Source organism: Xenorhabdus mauleonii (assembly GCF_900113945.1).
Classification (GTDB): domain Bacteria; phylum Pseudomonadota; class Gammaproteobacteria; order Enterobacterales; family Enterobacteriaceae; genus Xenorhabdus; species Xenorhabdus mauleonii.
This window is the reverse complement of record NZ_FORG01000016.1, coordinates 85498-102009: the sequence shown is the minus strand read 5'-3', so window position 1 is coordinate 102009 and position 16512 is coordinate 85498. Positions and strand designations below refer to the sequence as shown.

The window sequence follows — 16512 nt, the reverse complement described above, 5'->3', positions numbered from 1 at the left end:
TTGGGATCACTTCAATTTAGAAAACCGTTATCGGCTGACCAAGTTACTTGTAAGGGCTGACAGAGAGCGGGGAATAATCTGATGACCAGAGGCATACGCAACAATAATCCCGGCAATATTGATCATAACTCGGCAAATAAATGGCAAGGCTTGCTGCCACATGACCCGAACATAGAAAAACGGTTCTGTCGGTTTGAGTCTCCTGAATATGGTATTCGGGCACTGATGAAGCTGCTGTGCAATTACCATAAAGGCGGACATAACAGCGTGTCTAAGATTATCAACCGCTGGGCACCTTCAATAGAGAACAACACCACGGCTTACATTAACGGTGTTGCCAAAATGCTCAATGTTGGCCAGTTCGAGAAAATCGAAATCAACAAACCCACATTGATTGCGCTGGCTAAGGCAATTATCCGACACGAGAACGGCAAGCAACCTTATTCCGAGGCGACGTTTGAAAAAGCGTTTGAGATGCTGTGAGGCTTAACAGCCGATATTTCGCCCTTGGTGCTTTTGCTGTCATCGCTGGCCTGCTTTGGTTCTATTACAGTGAGTATCAGCAAAAGGCCAAAGATTATGATGAACTGGAGACGAAATACCAAACACAGGTCATCGCAATCAAAGACCAGCAAGAACGCATCAAACACCTTTCCGAAATAGACACCACCCGCTTACAGGAACTCACGAATGCCAAATCTAAAATCACTCAGCTTAGCGATGATTTGCGCACTCACGTTAAGCGCGTGTACGTCAGGGCAGAATGCCCAGTGCCTGAAACCGCTTCCCCCGCCGGCTTGGATGGTTCAAGACCCGCCCGACTGGAGAAAGACGCTGAACAAGATTATGTCCGTCTCCTCGGAGAACTTGAAACCCTCGAAGCCCAGTTCCTTGGATTGAGGGATTATGTGAAGACTGAGTGTAGGTGAAGCGATGGAAAACACAGATAAGGTATTGGCTGAGCTGGTTAACAAAGCATTGTCCGGTATGGACGGTTTGGTTGACTTTGGTAAAGACCAATTACCCACAGTCATAGAACAATTGATGCTTTGGCAGCTTTGGGTAACTAGTTTGTTATTTATCTTATTTCTGACTTTGGCGTTATTAGCTGGTTATACATGGAAGAAAGCAATAGAAAGCAATATTTACAATGAAGGCGGTATATATATAGTCCTTTTTGTAGTTGTTTGTGTACTTGGCTTTATCTCCCTACGCTGCGCTTTTACCGTCATCCAGATAGTTGTAGCCCCCAAAGTTTGGTTAATTGAATATGCCGCATCACTCATTAGATGACTTGTTTCCACCCCAGAGCAAATGATTCTGGGGTGTAGGAATGTGTTGGGGCGTAGTGTCAATGGATCTTGATATTGCATTTTGTCATCTCAGTTTTCCTCATTTTTTTGGGAACCAACTTTCAAGGCCAGGGTATCCAGTTGGTGCTGAAGTTGTTAGAGTTACTTCGTCGACTTTTGCATCGGTAAGCAGAGGTAGTGGTGGGTGATGAACGGGCTGTTGTGCTGGGTTCCCCCTTGCACCGTCAAATTGAGGTGATTGTGGGCGATTAGCAAGTAACCGGGCAGCCACGGGGTCACGTGGTCGCATGGGTTGATTTCGTGATGCTGGATTTATAGAAGCAGACACCGGATTGTAGCGACTTTGGTGGTGGTGTTGAGCTTGGCGCCTTATTGGCCCACCAGATTGAGGTGGTGAGCTTCTTTGTATTGGCGATGGAGAGGGAGAAGGTGGCACACCCAGATAAAAGTATTCGCTCAGTTCATTCTCTAGGCCAGATCGTGATATTGGCTGCCCAATTTGAGGTTGTGCGCGGATTATACAGCTTGCAATAAGAGGGTCATCTTCCCAATTTAATGACTTTTGCTGCCTCACTGCTCCACCAACTGGAGCGTAAGTAGCCTGAATATTACGTTGAGGGGGATAATGTTGCCCTTGTTGTAAAGAGGAGAGCTGTTGTGCCGGATACCCCATCGCACTTCCAGATTGAGGTAGTTGTGGGCGTTGACCGAAAAGACTTGGTGGTGCCGCCATAGGGTTAGAGCGATTCTGGTTATGTTGTTGAGGTCGAGACCTCATTGCTCCACTCACCTGACTTTGAGCTGACGGGATATTGTAGCCGTGTGGAGGAGGATTCTTTTGTGCAACTGGCGGACGATTGGATGAAACAGAAGCCAAGGCTCTATTCAATATATCTTGTTCTGATTGACTAAGGGGTTTAGCTTGTTGCTGTCGTTCTGTAGGATGCTGCGTCCGCATATGCGAGTCCAGACCGGACCCGGTTTTATAGCTTTGACGACAAATCTCACATATATACATAAAGACTTTCCTTAAGCCTGAACACATTTATAACAACCTCTACCCCCATCCCCACCACAAAACAAGCGAATAATTCTTAACTATTAGTTACTCACTGAAATTAAAAACAATATTCCTTTACCCATTCCCTTGAGTGGTTAAAGCAATAACCCCTGCCATCACATTCGTGGTGGCTTTTTTGTATCTGCATTTCCTGCGCACCGAAAGCGCACTTTAAAATCCACCGAACCTACCCTATAGAAGTGAGCCTTCGAGGATGTCAGCAGAGCTGGCGAGCCTCGGTGGGCTGGCATTCCTATTTCGGCGAGGGTTCATTTCATAGAGATGGTAAACGTTATGCAATATCCCACTATCGTAATTGAAAATATCAGTGTTCGTAGTAATGAGTATGGCACCTATAACCTTAATGATTTGCATAAAGCTGCAATAGCAGGAGGTCTGGCGCAAAAATGGCAAGTGCCAAGTCAGTTTATTTCTTCTGATGGAATTCAAGCATTTATTGATGAAGTTTCCAAAGTGCTAAAAAACACTTTGGAAGAAAAACAAATACTTGATGTCATTCGTGGTGGGGCTTATCGCGGCACATGGGCGCATGAGTTAATTGCTCTGCGTTATGCTGCATGGCTTTCGCCAGCGTTCGAAGTAAAAGTTTACCAAACCTTCCGTGCTTTTATTCTTGGTCACTTAGGTAAGTTTGCTCAGGCAAATCGACTTGAACTTGAATACCAAAGTAAGAAACGCAGGGTCAGTACGGCAGCAAGAATAATGAACGGCTGGGGTGTTGGTGGCGAGAAGCAGAGAATTGAATCTGCAAGGGAGCAACTGGCTAATGAAATGCAGATTTTAATCCCCGGTCTGGAGGAAGTGAAATAATGAATATGCCAACCCATGAGTTTTTATGCTGGCGTGTTGCGGAAGCCTACTGCTATCACCTAATGAAAATGAATCAAAGTCTAGTGTACCGACATATGTTTGGGGATATACAGGTCAATCAGCATTTCATTGCAGGTTTGCTTGATGGCAGGTTAAGTGAAAAGCTAAGCCCCAGCAGTCAGACATTGTTTTACGATAGATTACTTGAACTCTACGAGAAAATACCTAATGAGCGTGTTGTCTTTGTCGGTGGTGTGGCACCAGAACTGAGTAGACGTGGAAAGAGATACATGAATGCTTTCCTGCATGAATTTGGGATGATGCTCATGGATTTGGGGATCAGAGAGAAAAATGGGCTGTACCGACTGCCTACAGATGAAGAAGTGAGTCTACGATGACTAAACAGGAACGATACGAACTCACCACTGCATTGAAACAGATAAAAGAAGCCAGTGATTATCTGCATTCCGGTCGGGTTAATGATGGACGCATCACTGTTGATATCGTCGAAGCCATATTGGAAGCAATGCTAAACCGGAAGAAGTGATTTTACAAAATTCTCCAAAGCATCCCCAAACGGGTGCTTGATAGAATTTTGTGTCAGTTTTGGGCGGGCGTGGTCTCGCTCAGGTAGGGGGTTATATAAATCGAAGTAGTTGAACATTCTAAATGAGACAAAAACCATGATGATAATTCATATCAAAGAGGATGGTAGTACTTCTATACAGGCGGAAGGATACATGGCTTGTTACGACAAAGAAGGAAAGCCAAAGATGATGATGGGGAGTGCTCCTGAATATCTCATCATTCACAATGCATTCAAACCGAAGGCGGAACGGAAGCAGGTAAGTATTACTGCTGATGGTTTTAAGGTGTGTGACCCAACAGGGAAACTAAGAGCAGTTATCGCTAAACAGGCGATAGATGTAGATGCCAGTGCCATTATAGCGAGTGTAGAGCAAGCCTATAGAATGGCAGGAAAAATTCACGTGAAAGAAGCCGTTATTGACTCAGTAAAGATAACAGACTCTGACGATCACATCCGCCAGCTCATCCGCGAAGAAATGCGCCAGTTCGTTACTCGTGAATTGATGCCGGGTGGATTGCTGTCAAAATAAGGAACAAAAATGGCTAAACCAGATTGGGAGGCTATCGAATCGGCTTACCGGGCTGGTTCGTTGTCCATTCGTGAAATCGCAGCCAAACACGGTGTCAGTGATACCGCCGTAAGGAAACGGGCTAATTTACATGGCTGGCAAAGAGACCTCACTGATAAGGTAAAAAAAGCGACAAGAACGAAGTTAGTTCACAGTGAGGTTCGCAGGACTGGTTCGCAGCCCGAAGTGCGAACTGATGAAGATATTATCGAGCAGGCAGCCAGTGAAGCGGCGGAAGTTGTCCTCAACCATCGCACTGATTTGGCTGACTGGCGAAGGATAGCAAACAAACTGAGAACATTTCTTGATGATGTTGAAATTACCGAGGATAACCATACCTCCATCGCTCGAACGATTACGGCTGGCGTTGATGCTCAAATCAAGCTCATCAAAGGTGAGCGGGAATCATACAACATCGACAGTGGTGATAAAAACACATCAATAGATAGCATAGCTGACCTGATGGACGAACTCGCCAAAGGATAATCATGAAGCCAGAACATTTAGCGTTATTACGCGATAAACTCTGGCGGCTCAATCATCTTTACTGGATAACGGACAAAGAAAATCGCCCCGTCAGATTCAAAATGACGCCGGAACAGCTGGAATACTTCGAAGGCATCCACACCCGCAACATTATCCTGAAGGCTCGTCAACTAGGCTTCACGACTGAGGTTTGCATCATTCAGTTGGATGCAGCCTTGTTTGAGTCCGCCAAATGCGCCCTGATTGCCCACACCCTGAATGACGCCAAGCGGCTGTTTCGGGAAAAGGTGAAATATGCCTATGACAGACTGCCGAATGAGATTAAAGCCGCCAACCCGGCCAGTAATGATTCAGCGGGTGAACTGGTCTTCCGTAAAGGTGGTTCGCTGTATGTCTCAACCTCGTTCCGTGGTGGCACCCTGCGTTATCTGCATGTGTCCGAGTTTGGGAAGATTTGTGCCAAGTTCCCACACAAAGCACGCGAGATAGTCACCGGTGCATTTGAGGCTGTCTCCACCGATTGTTTCACCACAATTGAGAGTACGGCAGAAGGGCGGGCAGGTTATTTCTTTGATTACTGCCAATCAGCGGAGAAAGCCCAGCTACAAGGCAAGCCATTATCTAACCTTGATTGGAAGTTCTTCTTTTTCTCATGGTGGAAAAATCCGCAATATGCCATCGATCCCGTTGAACCCATTCCGCCACGGCTGGTGGATTACTTTGCGGAGTTGTCAGGCAAGCACGGCATTGAGTTAAACGAACGCCAAAAAGCGTGGTATCTCGCCAAAGAAAAGACCCTTGGCGATGACATGAAGCGGGAATACCCCTCTATCCCCGCCGAGGCTTTCCAGCAATCAGTCGAAGGCACTTACTATGCCAAGCAGTTCCGTGAACTGTACGAGAAGAAACGCATCGGTAAGCTGCCAGATAACTCACATTTGCCGGTTCATACCTTCTGGGATATCGGGGTGGGGGATTCGACGGCTATCTGGTTTGTACGGGAGGTGGGTGATGAGTTTCATGTTATTGATCACTACTCGAACAGTGGTGAAGGGTTACGGCATTACATGAAAGTGCTGAAAGACAAAGGGTACACCTACACCAGCCACAACGGGCCGCATGATATTGACAACCGGGAATTTGGTTCTGATGCCAAATCACGACGGGAACTGGCACGGGAAGGCTATTTGATTGAGGGTGAGGTCTATTCAATCCGATTTGACGTTGTGCCTAAGCTTTCTGTCGATGAAGGTATTGAGGCAGTACGTGAAATTTTACCTAGCTGTGTTTTTGATGAAGAGAAATGCAGCGAAGGAATAACCCATCTGGAAAGTTACCGCAAGGAATGGGATGACAAACGCGGCTGCTGGAAAGATAAGCCGCTGCATGACTATACCTCTCATGATGCTGATGGATTCAGATATTTTGCCGTCAGTCGACGCAACCAGAAGCGCTTTACTCAATCACTCAATTTCAATTGGAACTAACATGAGCACAAACGTTGATTACAGACATCCGGCATACGCCGAGTTTTTGCCAGAATGGAACATGATCGGCGATTGTGTTGATGGCGAACGGGTGATAAAGCGTCGGAAAGAGAGATACCTGCCGCATCCGGCAGACAAGAATTGGGATGGCAGTAAATGGGCAGGAGAAGTGTTGCATCCATTGAGGCCGGGTACAATGGCATTACAGGAAAATACAATCGCATCATCGGGAGTTTATTTAGGAACCGATTCAATCAACAGGTTATTGCCACCTAATTACTACTATCAGACGAACGGGCCTCAGGCAACGTCCGGGCGGGGATATCCTATACAGGAATTTGGCATTCTGGAAGTTTTACCCAGTGATTACCCCGGAGGGTATGTCATCCAACGGTATACGGGTGGACACTCGGGAGAAACATTTGTAAGAAAATATACACGTAGTGCTGGAGGATCATCATGGTCTCGTCTGATTAAGACTGATGCCTCAACCAATCTGAGTACGGTCACTGTGGACGGTAATGGTTTTGTCAAAAAATCCTCCCCCATTGTTGGAATTCATCCCGACGGCACCTTTACCACCAATGACGAATCAGAAGGGGCCACGGTCACCAAACTCGGTACCGGCCACTATCAGATAGACGGTATCCTTGGCTATAACGCCGACGGGGCATGGGGTGTGCACGGCGGTATCTCCTCCCCGAAGAATAACAACGGCCTTGAACTCATCTACATTGATGACCGGGTGGAAAAAGACGGCAGCATCACGATTGAGACGTTCCACCGTCAGCACAGCCATTTACCGGAGCGCTTTCAAAACAAGCGCATAAAAGCCCTCGTGGACGGTGAAAAGGTCTACTATGCGGATGGTGAACCCTGTGATATTCCCGAAGGGTGTCGCTTGGATGTCCGTGTCCAGATGCCGGCGGATTCGGTGTGGAATATTAAAGAGAAGGGACAGAAAGATTAAACTGATGAACAAACATCATAAATATAAAATTGGCAGCAAAAGGGGAGAGTGGAATGATGGTTATGAGCGAGTAAGCTAGCAAAACATGATTATTTCCGCCTCAACAAAGATGGTATTTTTGGATAGAGTTTTACACCCATTTTACACCAGTTTTACACCAAGCAAATTTGAGGCATAAAAAAACCAACCTTAACAGGTTGGTTTTTCTAGGGAATTTTGGTCGGCATGATAGGATTTGAACCTACGACCCCCGACACCCCATGACGGTGCGCTACCAGGCTGCGCTACATGCCGATGACTTCATATATTACCGTTTTTTATTTCCAACGCAAGACCTCAATGTAATGAGTGCTTGATTTTTAAACGATTAATTAGCTAAAAAACGTTTCAATTCAGTTAATATCTGTAATAGTTGGGCGAGATTAGGTTTTGCACCATGAACTTCATTGCCATTTAAATCATACAGATAATATTCACCATCTTTGGAAAGATAGATTGTATTTTTAGCCATCGTGATTATTAATGAGCCATCATCACCTGTAATAAGCCATGGATTTTCTCTTTGGGCATTGAACAGGTCTTCACCTTGAGAGTAATCTTCTGGAGAGTTACTGACATGCAGTAAGCGCTGCATGAGCGTTGTCATTATGTCCTGATGACTGGTCAGTTTATTTATTGTTTGTGCTGGCGTACCCGGCCAGTGAACTATCAACGGGACGTGGAGTTGCGCACGGTTGAATTTTTTCCCGCTAAACCATCCTGTTGCGTTGCCAACGGCCTCTTTGTTTTGCTTGGCTGTGATGATAACAATCGTTTTATCCCGAATCCCTTTGTTTGCCAACGTATCTAAAACAGTGTTAATCTCAGCATCCAGCGTTTTTTTATCAAACTTATCCGGTGAGTGTGTGAAGCCGTTAATATTCAGCAGCGAGAACCAAGGGGCTGAACCACCGCGCGCGTCGAGCCAGTGGCGCCATTGAGCGACGGTTAGGTTATCATCTTGTTTGTTGTTACTTGGCAATGAATAATCAGTCAGAATAGCTTGGCGGTAAAGTGGGGTTTGGAAGCCATCTGAGGAGAAAAGGCCAAACTGGTACCCTTGATGTGTCAGGGCATCAAGCAGCGCCGATGGTTTCCTCGCATTAAGGATGCCGTCAAGATAACCGGATGATATGCCGTAGAACAGGCCAAATAATGCTGTGTCGTTGTGAATGCCAGTACTGAAATGCTGAGTAAACTGGGTGTTGCTTTTTGCAAATTGCTCCAAGGCTGGCATATTGTTGAGAATGTCTTGATTATCCAGTTCATCCACAACGAGCAAGAGTAGGTTATAGCCGCGCCCACTGTCTTGATAAGAAAGTTTATTCAAAGGGTAATCAACACCCAAGGCCGTAGGGTTTCCTTGCTGGTCAACCCGGCGTTGATATTCCTGATGATCCAATAGCCCATGTTTCTCAAGGAACTTACGCGCCGTCATTGGGTAAGAGAGCGGTAGGTTAGAACGCTGCATGGTAATTGGGCGATAAAAATTGGCGTCTGCCCAAATATACATAAGATGGGAAGCTATAAAGGCGGTGATAAATACCGCTGCCAGTGGTTTGCCAAGCCGTTGGCGGTTCAGGCTGCGTAGTTTCTGCCAGCTCCATGTGCCAAAGAGCATCTGTATTAAGAAAATAATTGGAATACAGATGAACATTAACTGCCATTCCCTTGCCAATTCACCTTGTTCTGGATTGGTGACTAAATCCCAGACTAATGGCGTTAAGTGCAAGTGAAAGCGAACATAAACGGAGGAATCAAATATCAGCAGCGTCAGGCTGGCAGTTGCCAGAGCGGCTGAAATAAACCTGAGTAACCGCTGAGACATTACAATAAATGTCAGCGGGAATAAAATAAGTACGTAGGCAGCAAAGACAATAAAACTGAAATGACCGAGCCAACTGACCAGCGCGTAGATACGACCAAACAGTGAACCCGGCCAGTCAGAAGCAAATAAATAGCGACTGCCCAGCACAAGACTGAACACGATATTGAACAGCGCAAACCAGTGTCCCCAACTGATCATGAGAGAAACTTTTTCGCGGTAATGCTGACGGCTAGTCACCATATTTTCTTTACGTTACAGTTTTAATTAAAAATTAATGCGCTTTGTCTTCGTTAATTGAAGACTGTAACGCGTGTGCAAACGAGTCTGCAATGTGTTTGCGTTGCGCAGGAGCAATACTCGTATTGATTAAATTCGTTACCATATTACCCAAAACCATCAGTGTGAGATCAGTCGGTGTATGGTTTTTTTCGAAAACATTTACCAATTCAGCTAATAAATGTTCAACTTTTTCATCGCTATAGCGAGATGACTGTGGCATATATCAAATATCCTGAATGTACAAAGCCCCATATCTTACCGTATAGAGGGGCGTTTTTCTGCTTTTTTATAACAAATTAATTCCCTGAAGCGGGCATTACTGCCATTTTTGAATTTGTTGCGCTATTTTAAACGCTGTATGCGAGCGTTGATAACTCAATTATGAACGCTTTTCCATCACTTGGTTTTTTGGTTGCAGCATAAAGATAACAGTGTTTGAATACGCCGCTAACTGCAAGGCCTAGTTCGGTCAAAGCTGCAAAAGGAGTATAAATAATGAGTCTGGAAATTACCCAGATCGCGTTACACCGACTGATTAAACGTGATGAACAAACGTTGGAAGTGATTCTACGTGATTCTCTGCTCGATACCAATCAAGTAGTAGAAGATATGATGGCGGAGCTGCACCGGGTGTATAGTGCAAAAAGTAAGGCTTATGGTTTGTTCAATGAAGAGAGTGAACTGGCAGAATCTCTCCATCACCAGCGTAAAGGGAATGATGATTTTCTCGGCTTTAGTCGGGCGGCAACAGTTCGTTTGAAAGACGAATTGGCAAAATATCCGTTTGCAGAAGGCGGAACAGTGCTGTTTTGCCAATATCGATATTTGGCTGTGGAGTATTTGTTTATTGCCGTGCTGAATAGCTGCAACAGTATGTCTGTCAATGATGAGCTGGATATCAATACGACACAGTATCTTGATATTCCTCATGCCGATATTGTGGCAAGAATTGATTTGACTGAATGGGAAACTAATCCTGAATCAAGCCGGTATCTTACCTTCTTGAAAGGTCGTGTGGGTCGTAAGGTTTCTGACTTTTTTATGGATTTTCTGGCGGCCAGTGAAGGCATGAATGCAAAAGTGCAGAATAAAGGACTATTGCAGGCGGTGGATGATTACTGTGAATCGGCACAGTTGGATAAAAATGAGCGCCAGGCTTATCGACAGCAAGTTTATGGCTACTGCAACGAACAATTGCAGGCAGGCGAAGAGATTAAGCTACAGGATTTATCCCAGGAATTGCCTCCATTGGGTGAACAAAATTTCCAGCAGTTCTCACAGGAAAAGGGGTATGAGCTGGAAGAAAGTTTTCCTGCCGATCGCGGAACTTTGCGTCAATTGACAAAGTTTGCAGGCAGCGGGGGAGGCTTAACTATCAACTTTGATGCCATGCTGATGGGAGAGCGGATTTTTTGGGATCCCGTAACCGATACATTAACGATCAAAGGTACTCCGCCAAATTTGCGTGATCAATTGCAACGCCGTAGCGGTGGCAATCGCTAATATTTATTGATGCCGTTAGTGGTTTGAGCGGTAAAAGAATATAAAGCGATAAAAATAAATAACGCCGCAAATGCGGCGTTATTTACTCGGCGTCCCGATAAAAGCTCGACTGTGGCTAATTAAGCACGCAGGAAATCGATGTGCGTCAGTTTAGGTTTAAACGGATGACGCTGTACTGCCTGCACTTTAACTTTAGTTTCTTTACCATCAACAACCAGAGTCATAACTTCGTAGAATTCTGGCTTGCTTTCGTGGTTGATAACTGCATCGTGATCCAGTTCGATAGAAACTGGTTCTTGGTTACCACCATAAATGATTGCTGGAAACTTGTTAGCTCTACGCAGGCGGCGGCTCGCACCCTTGCCCTGCTCTTTACGTACTTCTGCATTAATAGTTAACATTATTTTTTCTCTGTAAAAGAAGAAAATAAATCCTGCTACAGGCGACCCAGCAGCAGGTTCGATACTTGGCTTAACATTATATGTTATGTTAAGCGGGCGGCATTCTAACGAAAAACCGATATGACAGCAAATGGAAATATGTCTCCGACCGATTATTGCGAAGATTCAGTACAGAGAATCAGCTCGTCTAAAGCGCCCTTGATAGTCAAAAACTTTTTCTCGGATCTGCCAGAATTGCCCTTTTTTGCGCGCTACGACAAAATCAGGGTGGCGCAATAAAGGGAGCTGATGGGCAATGTCTTCTGCGGTTTTCCAGTGGAAAGCCGTGCCGGGTGCCCGTTGATGTTGGCGAAGAAATTGCAGTTCGAATACTTTTTTCTGGGCTGGTGTAGATAAACGGAACAATTCTGAAACATCTGCCCCATCTTCATCATAATAGGTGATTTTCAGCCATTCACCTTTGGCATCTTGTCCCGGCGTTAATTGCATTCCACCACAACGCAGTACTAAAGCATCTTTCAATTTTAAGGCGGCTTTCAGCATATCATCTGGATCGACCAGAATTTCCTCACAACGGTGGCAGCGTCGGGCAGCAATGTCGTTTTCTGCCCCACAATGTGGACAAGATTTAAAACGAAAGCGGAATTCACATTGTTGCTTGTTTCCATTAATATCGATTTCCCAACCTTGGCAACGCCGCCCAAAATGCTCAATAATTTCACCGTCCGCGGTGCATGTTCCCCAAAACGTATTGGCGAATTGGCAAATAGGGCAGAAGACTTGTACAGGCTGGCTTTGTGAATTGGGCTTGCTGCTGCCTACTTCAGGCGTGTATAGATCGTGAGGATTTCCCGCGTAATCCAGAATTAAGCACTCTTGCTTATCCGGAAATAGGCGCAACCCGCGGCCAACAATTTGTTGGTAAAGGCTAACGGATTCTGTCGGCCGCAATATAGCGATTAAATCAACATGGGGAGCATCAAACCCTGTCGTTAGTACGGCAACGTTAACCATATAACGTAATCGCTGTTCTTTAAATTCGGTTATCAAAAAATCTCGCTCAGATGCGGGAGTATCTGCGCTAACCAAAGCGGTTTGCCCGGCTGGCAATAATTGAAATATCTCTTTGGCATGCTCGACCGTAGCTGCAAAAATCATTATGCCCTTTCGGTCTTGTCCGTACCCGATAATCTGTTTAACGATATGAGGTGTAATACGTTTTTGACGCTTAAGTTCCCGATTCAAATCTGCTTCATTGAAAATCCCTTGTTGGCTGGTGCGTACTTGACTGAAGTCATATTGCATTACGGGCATATCCAGTCTTTCTGGGGGAACCAAAAAACGGTGTTTAATCATATAACGCAGCGGAAGTTCATAAATGCAATCGCGAAAAAAACTCTGTTCATCGCCACGTATCATGCCATGGTAATGATATTGGTATATCCAACCAGAGCCTAAACGGTAAGGTGTTGCCGTTAAGCCTAAAATACGTAGTTGGGGATTATTTTTTTTGAGTTGTTGGATGATTTGTTGATATTGGCTGTTCTCGTCATCACTGATGCGGTGGCATTCATCAATGATTAACAGGGAAAAGTGATGGTTAAAACGATCCAAATTACGGGCAATGGACTGTATACTGCCAAAAACGACTTTCCCTTCACTTTGTTTTTGATTTAATCCGGCTGAAAAAATATCGGCATTTAACCCGTATGCACAATATTTGCTGTGGTTTTGTGCAACGAGTTCTTTGACATGAGCCAGCACTAAAACGCGTCCGTGGGCCAGTTTTGCCAATTCTGCAATGACTAGGCTCTTACCTGCCCCTGTAGGTAAAACGATAACTGCTGGATCTTTGTGTTGCCGGAAATAGCGGATGGTGGCATCAACTGCTTCCTGTTGATAAGGGCGTAAAATAAAAGCCATTTTTATGTTACTGTCATTGGTATCAGATAAAAGATAGTTGATGTAGAGAATAACATCTTTCCTCCAACCTTGCTGGCGAGAAATGACTTCCCGATATGTTGTGAATCAGGCGGGCTATGATGATGCTATAGTGGGACGGATTATTATTGTCATAAAAAGTATTTGTTGAATCTGTTATCTCTATACTCAATAGATTTTAAAATGGGCCAACAGGCTGCATCTTGAAAACAATAGATACGTAACGTATTGGAATTATTTGTAATATTTAAGGCATATTCATGTTTATTTTTTTACCAGGTAGATCTATTCATGCGATTAGATAAATTTTTATCACAACAGTTAGGTATCAGCCGCAATGATGTGGGACGCGAGCTAAGGGTAGGGCGAGTTACTGTTGATGATGAAATCATCAAAGCAGGGGCCTATAAATTAAAGCCTGAACAGCAAGTTGCTTATGATGGAACAGTATTGCAACAATTAAGCGGCCCGCGTTATTTCATGTTGAATAAACCCCAAGGCTATGTCTGTTCAACAGATGATCCCTCAAATCCGACAATCCTATATTTTATTGATGAGCCGGTTGCCCATAAATTACATTCTGCCGGGCGATTAGATATTGATACCACTGGTTTAGTGTTGCTGACAGATGATGGCCAATGGTCTCACCGCATTACATCACCCAAACATCATTGCGAAAAAACGTACCTTGTTACATTAGAACAAGCAATATCAGAGGACACCGAGGAGAAATTTCTGGCTGGAGTGCAATTAAACGGAGAGAAAACAGTTACAAAACCTGCAAAACTGGAAATTATCGAACCTCAATTAGTACGTTTGACTATCAGCGAAGGGCGTTACCATCAAGTAAAACGCATGTTTGCAGCAGTGGGAAATCACGTTGTTGAGCTTCATCGAGAACGAATTGGTGAAATTTATCTCGATGCTCAATTAGAGCCGGGTGAATACCGGGCGCTGACTGAGAGTGAAATTAATAGCATACAAACGCCAACACTTTAATTTTTCAGGAGCAACACGTGCAACAACAGAGGTTATCCTATTTAGGATTAGTCCTGATCCTTGGTTTGCTTTCTATGTTAATGCCATTGGCAATTGATATGTATTTGCCAAGTATGCCAACGATTGCTGAAGACTTTGGTGTCAGTGATGGTTTGGTGCAAATGACGCAGAATAGTTATATTTTTGGCTTTGCCATTGGGCAAATCATTTATGGGCCGATGTCAGATAGTTGGGGACGTAAGCCGGTTATTCTAGGTGGCGTCATTGTTTTTGCGATATCTTCAGCCGCTTGTGCTTTGGCCCAAGATATTCATGCCTTTATTTCCATGCGTTTCTTGCATGGTTTTTCCGCAGCAGCAGCCGGTGTTGTCATTAACGCCTTAATGCGTGATATGTTCACGAAAGAGGAATTCTCACGCAGTATGTCATTTGTGACATTGGTGATGGTTATTGCTCCTTTATTGGCTCCCATGTTAGGTGGGATGGTGATGATATGGTTTAACTGGCACGCGATTTTTTGGTCAATAGCCATAGTGTCGGTCATCGCTTTGGCTTTGGTCGCTATCTTCATTAGAGAAACACTGCCGAAAGAGAAAAGGCAGAAATTTCATTTACGAACCACGATGAAGCAATTTGTGATGCTGTTCCGGCAACGTCAGGTATTGTGTTACATCTTGGCCAGTGGTTTTTCCTTTTCAGGAATGTTCTCTTTTCTGACCGTTGGGGCGTTTGTTTATATAAAATTGAATGGCGTATCCGTACAGGATTTTGGGTACTATTTTGGTTTGAACATCATTTTTCTGTTCATCATGGCAACGATTAATAGCCAGTGCGTCCGTAAATATGGCCCATTGACAATGCTGCATGTTGGGTTGTCTGTCCAATTTATTATGGGGCTGTGGTTGTTTATCAGCACTCTGTTTGATTTCGGTTTTATTTCTTTAGTTATGGGCGTTGCTATTTATATTAGCGGCATTTCCATGATTACATCGAATTCTATGGCGGTAATACTGGATGATTATCCCCATATGGCTGGAACCGTTTCTTCTTTGGCAGGCACCATCCGTTTTAGTATTGCTGCTTTAGTGGGGGCGTCTTTGTCTTTATTACCAGAGGAAAATGCCTGGCCAATGGTGGGATCAATGGTGCTATGTGCGGTGTTGGCCGTATCGCTTGTTATCTATGCCCGTAAGACATCACAGTAAATTTTTTTTGCAGGGCTATCCATCGCATGGATAGCCTGTTATTTGCGTCCATACATCAAAAAGCAAAGACTTAGTGCCTATCTTCTCCAACCGATAATGGTTGCTGCTTTCTAAAAATGATCTTGAATCCGTGAAGATACATTTACTTTTCTAATAGACAGGAAATATCGAGCTATCAACAATAAATGTAGATTTTTTTTTGCGTAATGATGCCAGTTAGCAATTTTGTGTTGGTTTTTTGTTAATTTTTTGTGGCTAATTCTATATCTATAGATGATACTAGATCTAGCACCAATCAATCTGTTGTAACTAAAGCATATTATGCTTCCATTTATACGGAGCAAAGCCTGAAAAGAGTGAATATGTAAATAAAAATTGAATGAAAAGTTGCCATATTGCATAAAAATAAGTTGAATTTTTTACCTAAACAGTATAAATATATACAAAATGCGAGGTTGATCGCACTTTTTTTAAGGTGTAGGACAAAAAAAGTGCAATAAGACGATTTTTTATTTTAACTTTTTATTTACTTTTTTGTTGGGTGGTTATTCGGTTTTGACGAATCAATAGCCTATAGCCGGTGGTTAAATGTATTAATGTTGTTTCTGATAGGAATAATACGTGAATAATATCCAACTTTCGGTGGTACACAGGCTACCGCAAAGTTATCGGTGGTCATCTGGCTTCGTTGGCACCAAGGTTGAAATATTGCCAGCGGAAGAGACAGACATAGGTAGCCTTACAGGGCTGAAGTTATTAAGCCATGAAGGTGAGAAGGCACGGGATATCTTACATGTTATAAATCAGTCTATTGCTGATCTACAGATATTAAGTGCAGTGATTGAGTGGGAAGGGGAGCCATGCTTGTTTTTTGCCAAGGAAGATGAGAGTGCAGTGATATGTCGCTTAAAGACGTTAGGTGCTGCAATTGCGGAAAACATAACTGCGTTGTATCCACTCTAATTATCGCTAGTTATTGTTTTACTCATTGATAAAAAACGCTTCCAAAATGG

19 protein-coding genes and 1 tRNA gene are annotated in these 16512 nt (G+C 44.1%); 14 read left to right on the top strand and 6 right to left on the bottom strand.

Annotation, left to right across the window (positions count from 1 at the left end; genetic code table 11):
• The first annotated feature begins 81 nt into the window (after nucleotides 1-81).
• From BM100_RS15145 to BM100_RS15135, 3 genes are read left to right on the top strand one after another with little or no spacing between them, the layout of a single operon-like run.
• On the top strand, nucleotides 82-483 hold the full coding sequence (locus BM100_RS15145; protein WP_092512400.1) for a structural protein: 402 nt from the start codon (nucleotides 82-84) through the stop codon (nucleotides 481-483).
• A complete protein-coding gene (locus BM100_RS15140) occupies nucleotides 480-929 on the top strand; it encodes a lysis protein (RefSeq protein ID WP_092512398.1) in 450 nt (149 codons plus the stop codon). The genes BM100_RS15145 and BM100_RS15140 overlap by 4 nt, the downstream gene beginning before the upstream one ends.
• Before the next feature lie 4 nt (nucleotides 930-933).
• A complete protein-coding gene (locus BM100_RS15135; protein ID WP_092512396.1) occupies nucleotides 934-1293 on the top strand; it encodes a hypothetical protein in 360 nt (119 codons plus the stop codon).
• Nucleotides 1294-1392: 99 nt separating this feature from the next.
• On the opposite strand, the gene BM100_RS15130 is transcribed toward BM100_RS15135, so the two are convergent.
• Nucleotides 1393-2331: a C2H2-type zinc finger protein gene (locus BM100_RS15130; RefSeq protein ID WP_092512394.1), complete on the bottom strand. Its 939-nt coding sequence runs from the start codon at nucleotides 2329-2331 to the stop codon at nucleotides 1393-1395.
• A 336-nt stretch (nucleotides 2332-2667) separates the two neighbouring features.
• Between BM100_RS15130 and BM100_RS15125 the strand changes: the two genes are divergently transcribed.
• The 7 genes from BM100_RS15125 to BM100_RS23635 all read left to right on the top strand — a co-directional run bounded on the left by BM100_RS15125 (nucleotide 2668) and on the right by BM100_RS23635 (nucleotide 7304).
• Complete coding sequence (locus BM100_RS15125) at nucleotides 2668-3204, top strand: KilA-N domain-containing protein (RefSeq protein ID WP_092512392.1); 537 nt, start codon at nucleotides 2668-2670, stop codon at nucleotides 3202-3204.
• Nucleotides 3204-3602, top strand: coding sequence for a hypothetical protein (locus tag BM100_RS15120; protein ID WP_092512390.1), 399 nt, complete (start codon nucleotides 3204-3206; stop codon nucleotides 3600-3602). Before BM100_RS15125 ends, BM100_RS15120 begins: the two co-directional genes overlap by 1 nt.
• On the top strand, nucleotides 3599-3751 hold the full coding sequence (locus BM100_RS23115) for a hypothetical protein (RefSeq protein WP_169924645.1): 153 nt from the start codon (nucleotides 3599-3601) through the stop codon (nucleotides 3749-3751). Before BM100_RS15120 ends, BM100_RS23115 begins: the two co-directional genes overlap by 4 nt.
• Before the next feature lie 193 nt (nucleotides 3752-3944).
• Nucleotides 3945-4322, top strand: coding sequence for a hypothetical protein (locus BM100_RS15115; protein ID WP_139216969.1), 378 nt, complete (start codon nucleotides 3945-3947; stop codon nucleotides 4320-4322).
• A gap of 9 nt (nucleotides 4323-4331) precedes the next feature.
• Nucleotides 4332-4847, top strand: coding sequence for a hypothetical protein (locus BM100_RS15110; protein WP_092512386.1), 516 nt, complete (start codon nucleotides 4332-4334; stop codon nucleotides 4845-4847).
• A 2-nt stretch (nucleotides 4848-4849) separates the two neighbouring features.
• A complete protein-coding gene (locus tag BM100_RS15105) occupies nucleotides 4850-6334 on the top strand; it encodes a terminase (protein WP_092512384.1) in 1485 nt (494 codons plus the stop codon).
• Nucleotide 6335: 1 nt separating this feature from the next.
• The gene (locus BM100_RS23635; RefSeq protein ID WP_244590538.1) at nucleotides 6336-7304 is read left to right on the top strand and encodes a pyocin knob domain-containing protein; all 969 of its coding nucleotides are present in this window, start codon (nucleotides 6336-6338) and stop codon (nucleotides 7302-7304) included.
• 217 nt (nucleotides 7305-7521) lie between these two features.
• Here BM100_RS23635 and BM100_RS15095 read toward each other — a convergent pair.
• The 3 genes from BM100_RS15095 to BM100_RS15085 form a co-directional block, all read right to left on the bottom strand.
• Nucleotides 7522-7598 (bottom strand) — tRNA-Pro (locus BM100_RS15095).
• 73 nt (nucleotides 7599-7671) lie between these two features.
• Nucleotides 7672-9411, bottom strand: coding sequence for an LPS biosynthesis-modulating metalloenzyme YejM (gene yejM, locus BM100_RS15090; protein ID WP_092512382.1), 1740 nt, complete (start codon nucleotides 9409-9411; stop codon nucleotides 7672-7674).
• A 31-nt stretch (nucleotides 9412-9442) separates the two neighbouring features.
• Nucleotides 9443-9670, bottom strand: a complete 228-nt coding sequence (locus BM100_RS15085) for a YejL family protein (protein ID WP_092512380.1) — start codon at nucleotides 9668-9670, stop codon at nucleotides 9443-9445.
• Nucleotides 9671-9945: 275 nt separating this feature from the next.
• Between BM100_RS15085 and yejK the strand changes: the two genes are divergently transcribed.
• A complete protein-coding gene (gene yejK / locus BM100_RS15080; RefSeq protein ID WP_092512378.1) occupies nucleotides 9946-10953 on the top strand; it encodes a nucleoid-associated protein YejK in 1008 nt (335 codons plus the stop codon).
• A gap of 119 nt (nucleotides 10954-11072) precedes the next feature.
• On the opposite strand, the gene rplY is transcribed toward yejK, so the two are convergent.
• Entirely contained in the window at nucleotides 11073-11354 is a 282-nt protein-coding gene (gene rplY / locus BM100_RS15075) for a 50S ribosomal protein L25 (protein WP_038235979.1), read from the bottom strand.
• Nucleotides 11355-11519: 165 nt separating this feature from the next.
• Nucleotides 11520-13277 (bottom strand): DNA repair helicase RadD, encoded by a 1758-nt coding sequence (gene radD, locus BM100_RS15070; protein WP_092512376.1) that lies wholly within the window; start codon nucleotides 13275-13277, stop codon nucleotides 11520-11522.
• Between the two features lie 309 nt (nucleotides 13278-13586).
• Here radD and rsuA point away from each other — a divergent pair, with 309 nt between their 5' ends.
• From rsuA to BM100_RS15055, 3 genes are all read left to right on the top strand, one after another.
• Nucleotides 13587-14294: a 16S rRNA pseudouridine(516) synthase RsuA gene (rsuA, locus tag BM100_RS15065; protein WP_092512374.1), complete on the top strand. Its 708-nt coding sequence runs from the start codon at nucleotides 13587-13589 to the stop codon at nucleotides 14292-14294.
• Between the two features lie 17 nt (nucleotides 14295-14311).
• Nucleotides 14312-15499, top strand: coding sequence for a Bcr/CflA family multidrug efflux MFS transporter (locus BM100_RS15060; protein ID WP_092512372.1), 1188 nt, complete (start codon nucleotides 14312-14314; stop codon nucleotides 15497-15499).
• Between the two features lie 621 nt (nucleotides 15500-16120).
• Nucleotides 16121-16462 (top strand): YejG family protein, encoded by a 342-nt coding sequence (locus BM100_RS15055; RefSeq protein ID WP_092512370.1) that lies wholly within the window; start codon nucleotides 16121-16123, stop codon nucleotides 16460-16462.
• Nucleotides 16463-16512: the final 50 nt, after the last annotated feature.

Coding starts and splice junctions, on each gene's coding strand:
- BM100_RS15145 (WP_092512400.1), top strand. CDS start 82: ATGACCAGAGGCATACGCAACAATAATCCCGGCAATATTGATCATAAC.
- BM100_RS15135 (WP_092512396.1), top strand. CDS start 934: ATGGAAAACACAGATAAGGTATTGGCTGAGCTGGTTAACAAAGCATTG.
- BM100_RS15130 (WP_092512394.1), bottom strand. CDS start 2,331: ATGTATATATGTGAGATTTGTCGTCAAAGCTATAAAACCGGGTCCGGT.
- BM100_RS15125 (WP_092512392.1), top strand. CDS start 2,668: ATGCAATATCCCACTATCGTAATTGAAAATATCAGTGTTCGTAGTAAT.
- BM100_RS15120 (WP_092512390.1), top strand. CDS start 3,204: ATGAATATGCCAACCCATGAGTTTTTATGCTGGCGTGTTGCGGAAGCC.
- BM100_RS23115 (WP_169924645.1), top strand. CDS start 3,599: ATGACTAAACAGGAACGATACGAACTCACCACTGCATTGAAACAGATA.
- BM100_RS15115 (WP_139216969.1), top strand. CDS start 3,945: ATGGCTTGTTACGACAAAGAAGGAAAGCCAAAGATGATGATGGGGAGT.
- BM100_RS15110 (WP_092512386.1), top strand. CDS start 4,332: ATGGCTAAACCAGATTGGGAGGCTATCGAATCGGCTTACCGGGCTGGT.
- BM100_RS15105 (WP_092512384.1), top strand. CDS start 4,850: ATGAAGCCAGAACATTTAGCGTTATTACGCGATAAACTCTGGCGGCTC.
- BM100_RS23635 (WP_244590538.1), top strand. CDS start 6,336: ATGAGCACAAACGTTGATTACAGACATCCGGCATACGCCGAGTTTTTG.
- yejM (WP_092512382.1), bottom strand. CDS start 9,411: ATGGTGACTAGCCGTCAGCATTACCGCGAAAAAGTTTCTCTCATGATC.
- BM100_RS15085 (WP_092512380.1), bottom strand. CDS start 9,670: ATGCCACAGTCATCTCGCTATAGCGATGAAAAAGTTGAACATTTATTA.
- yejK (WP_092512378.1), top strand. CDS start 9,946: ATGAGTCTGGAAATTACCCAGATCGCGTTACACCGACTGATTAAACGT.
- rplY (WP_038235979.1), bottom strand. CDS start 11,354: ATGTTAACTATTAATGCAGAAGTACGTAAAGAGCAGGGCAAGGGTGCG.
- radD (WP_092512376.1), bottom strand. CDS start 13,277: ATGGCTTTTATTTTACGCCCTTATCAACAGGAAGCAGTTGATGCCACC.
- rsuA (WP_092512374.1), top strand. CDS start 13,587: ATGCGATTAGATAAATTTTTATCACAACAGTTAGGTATCAGCCGCAAT.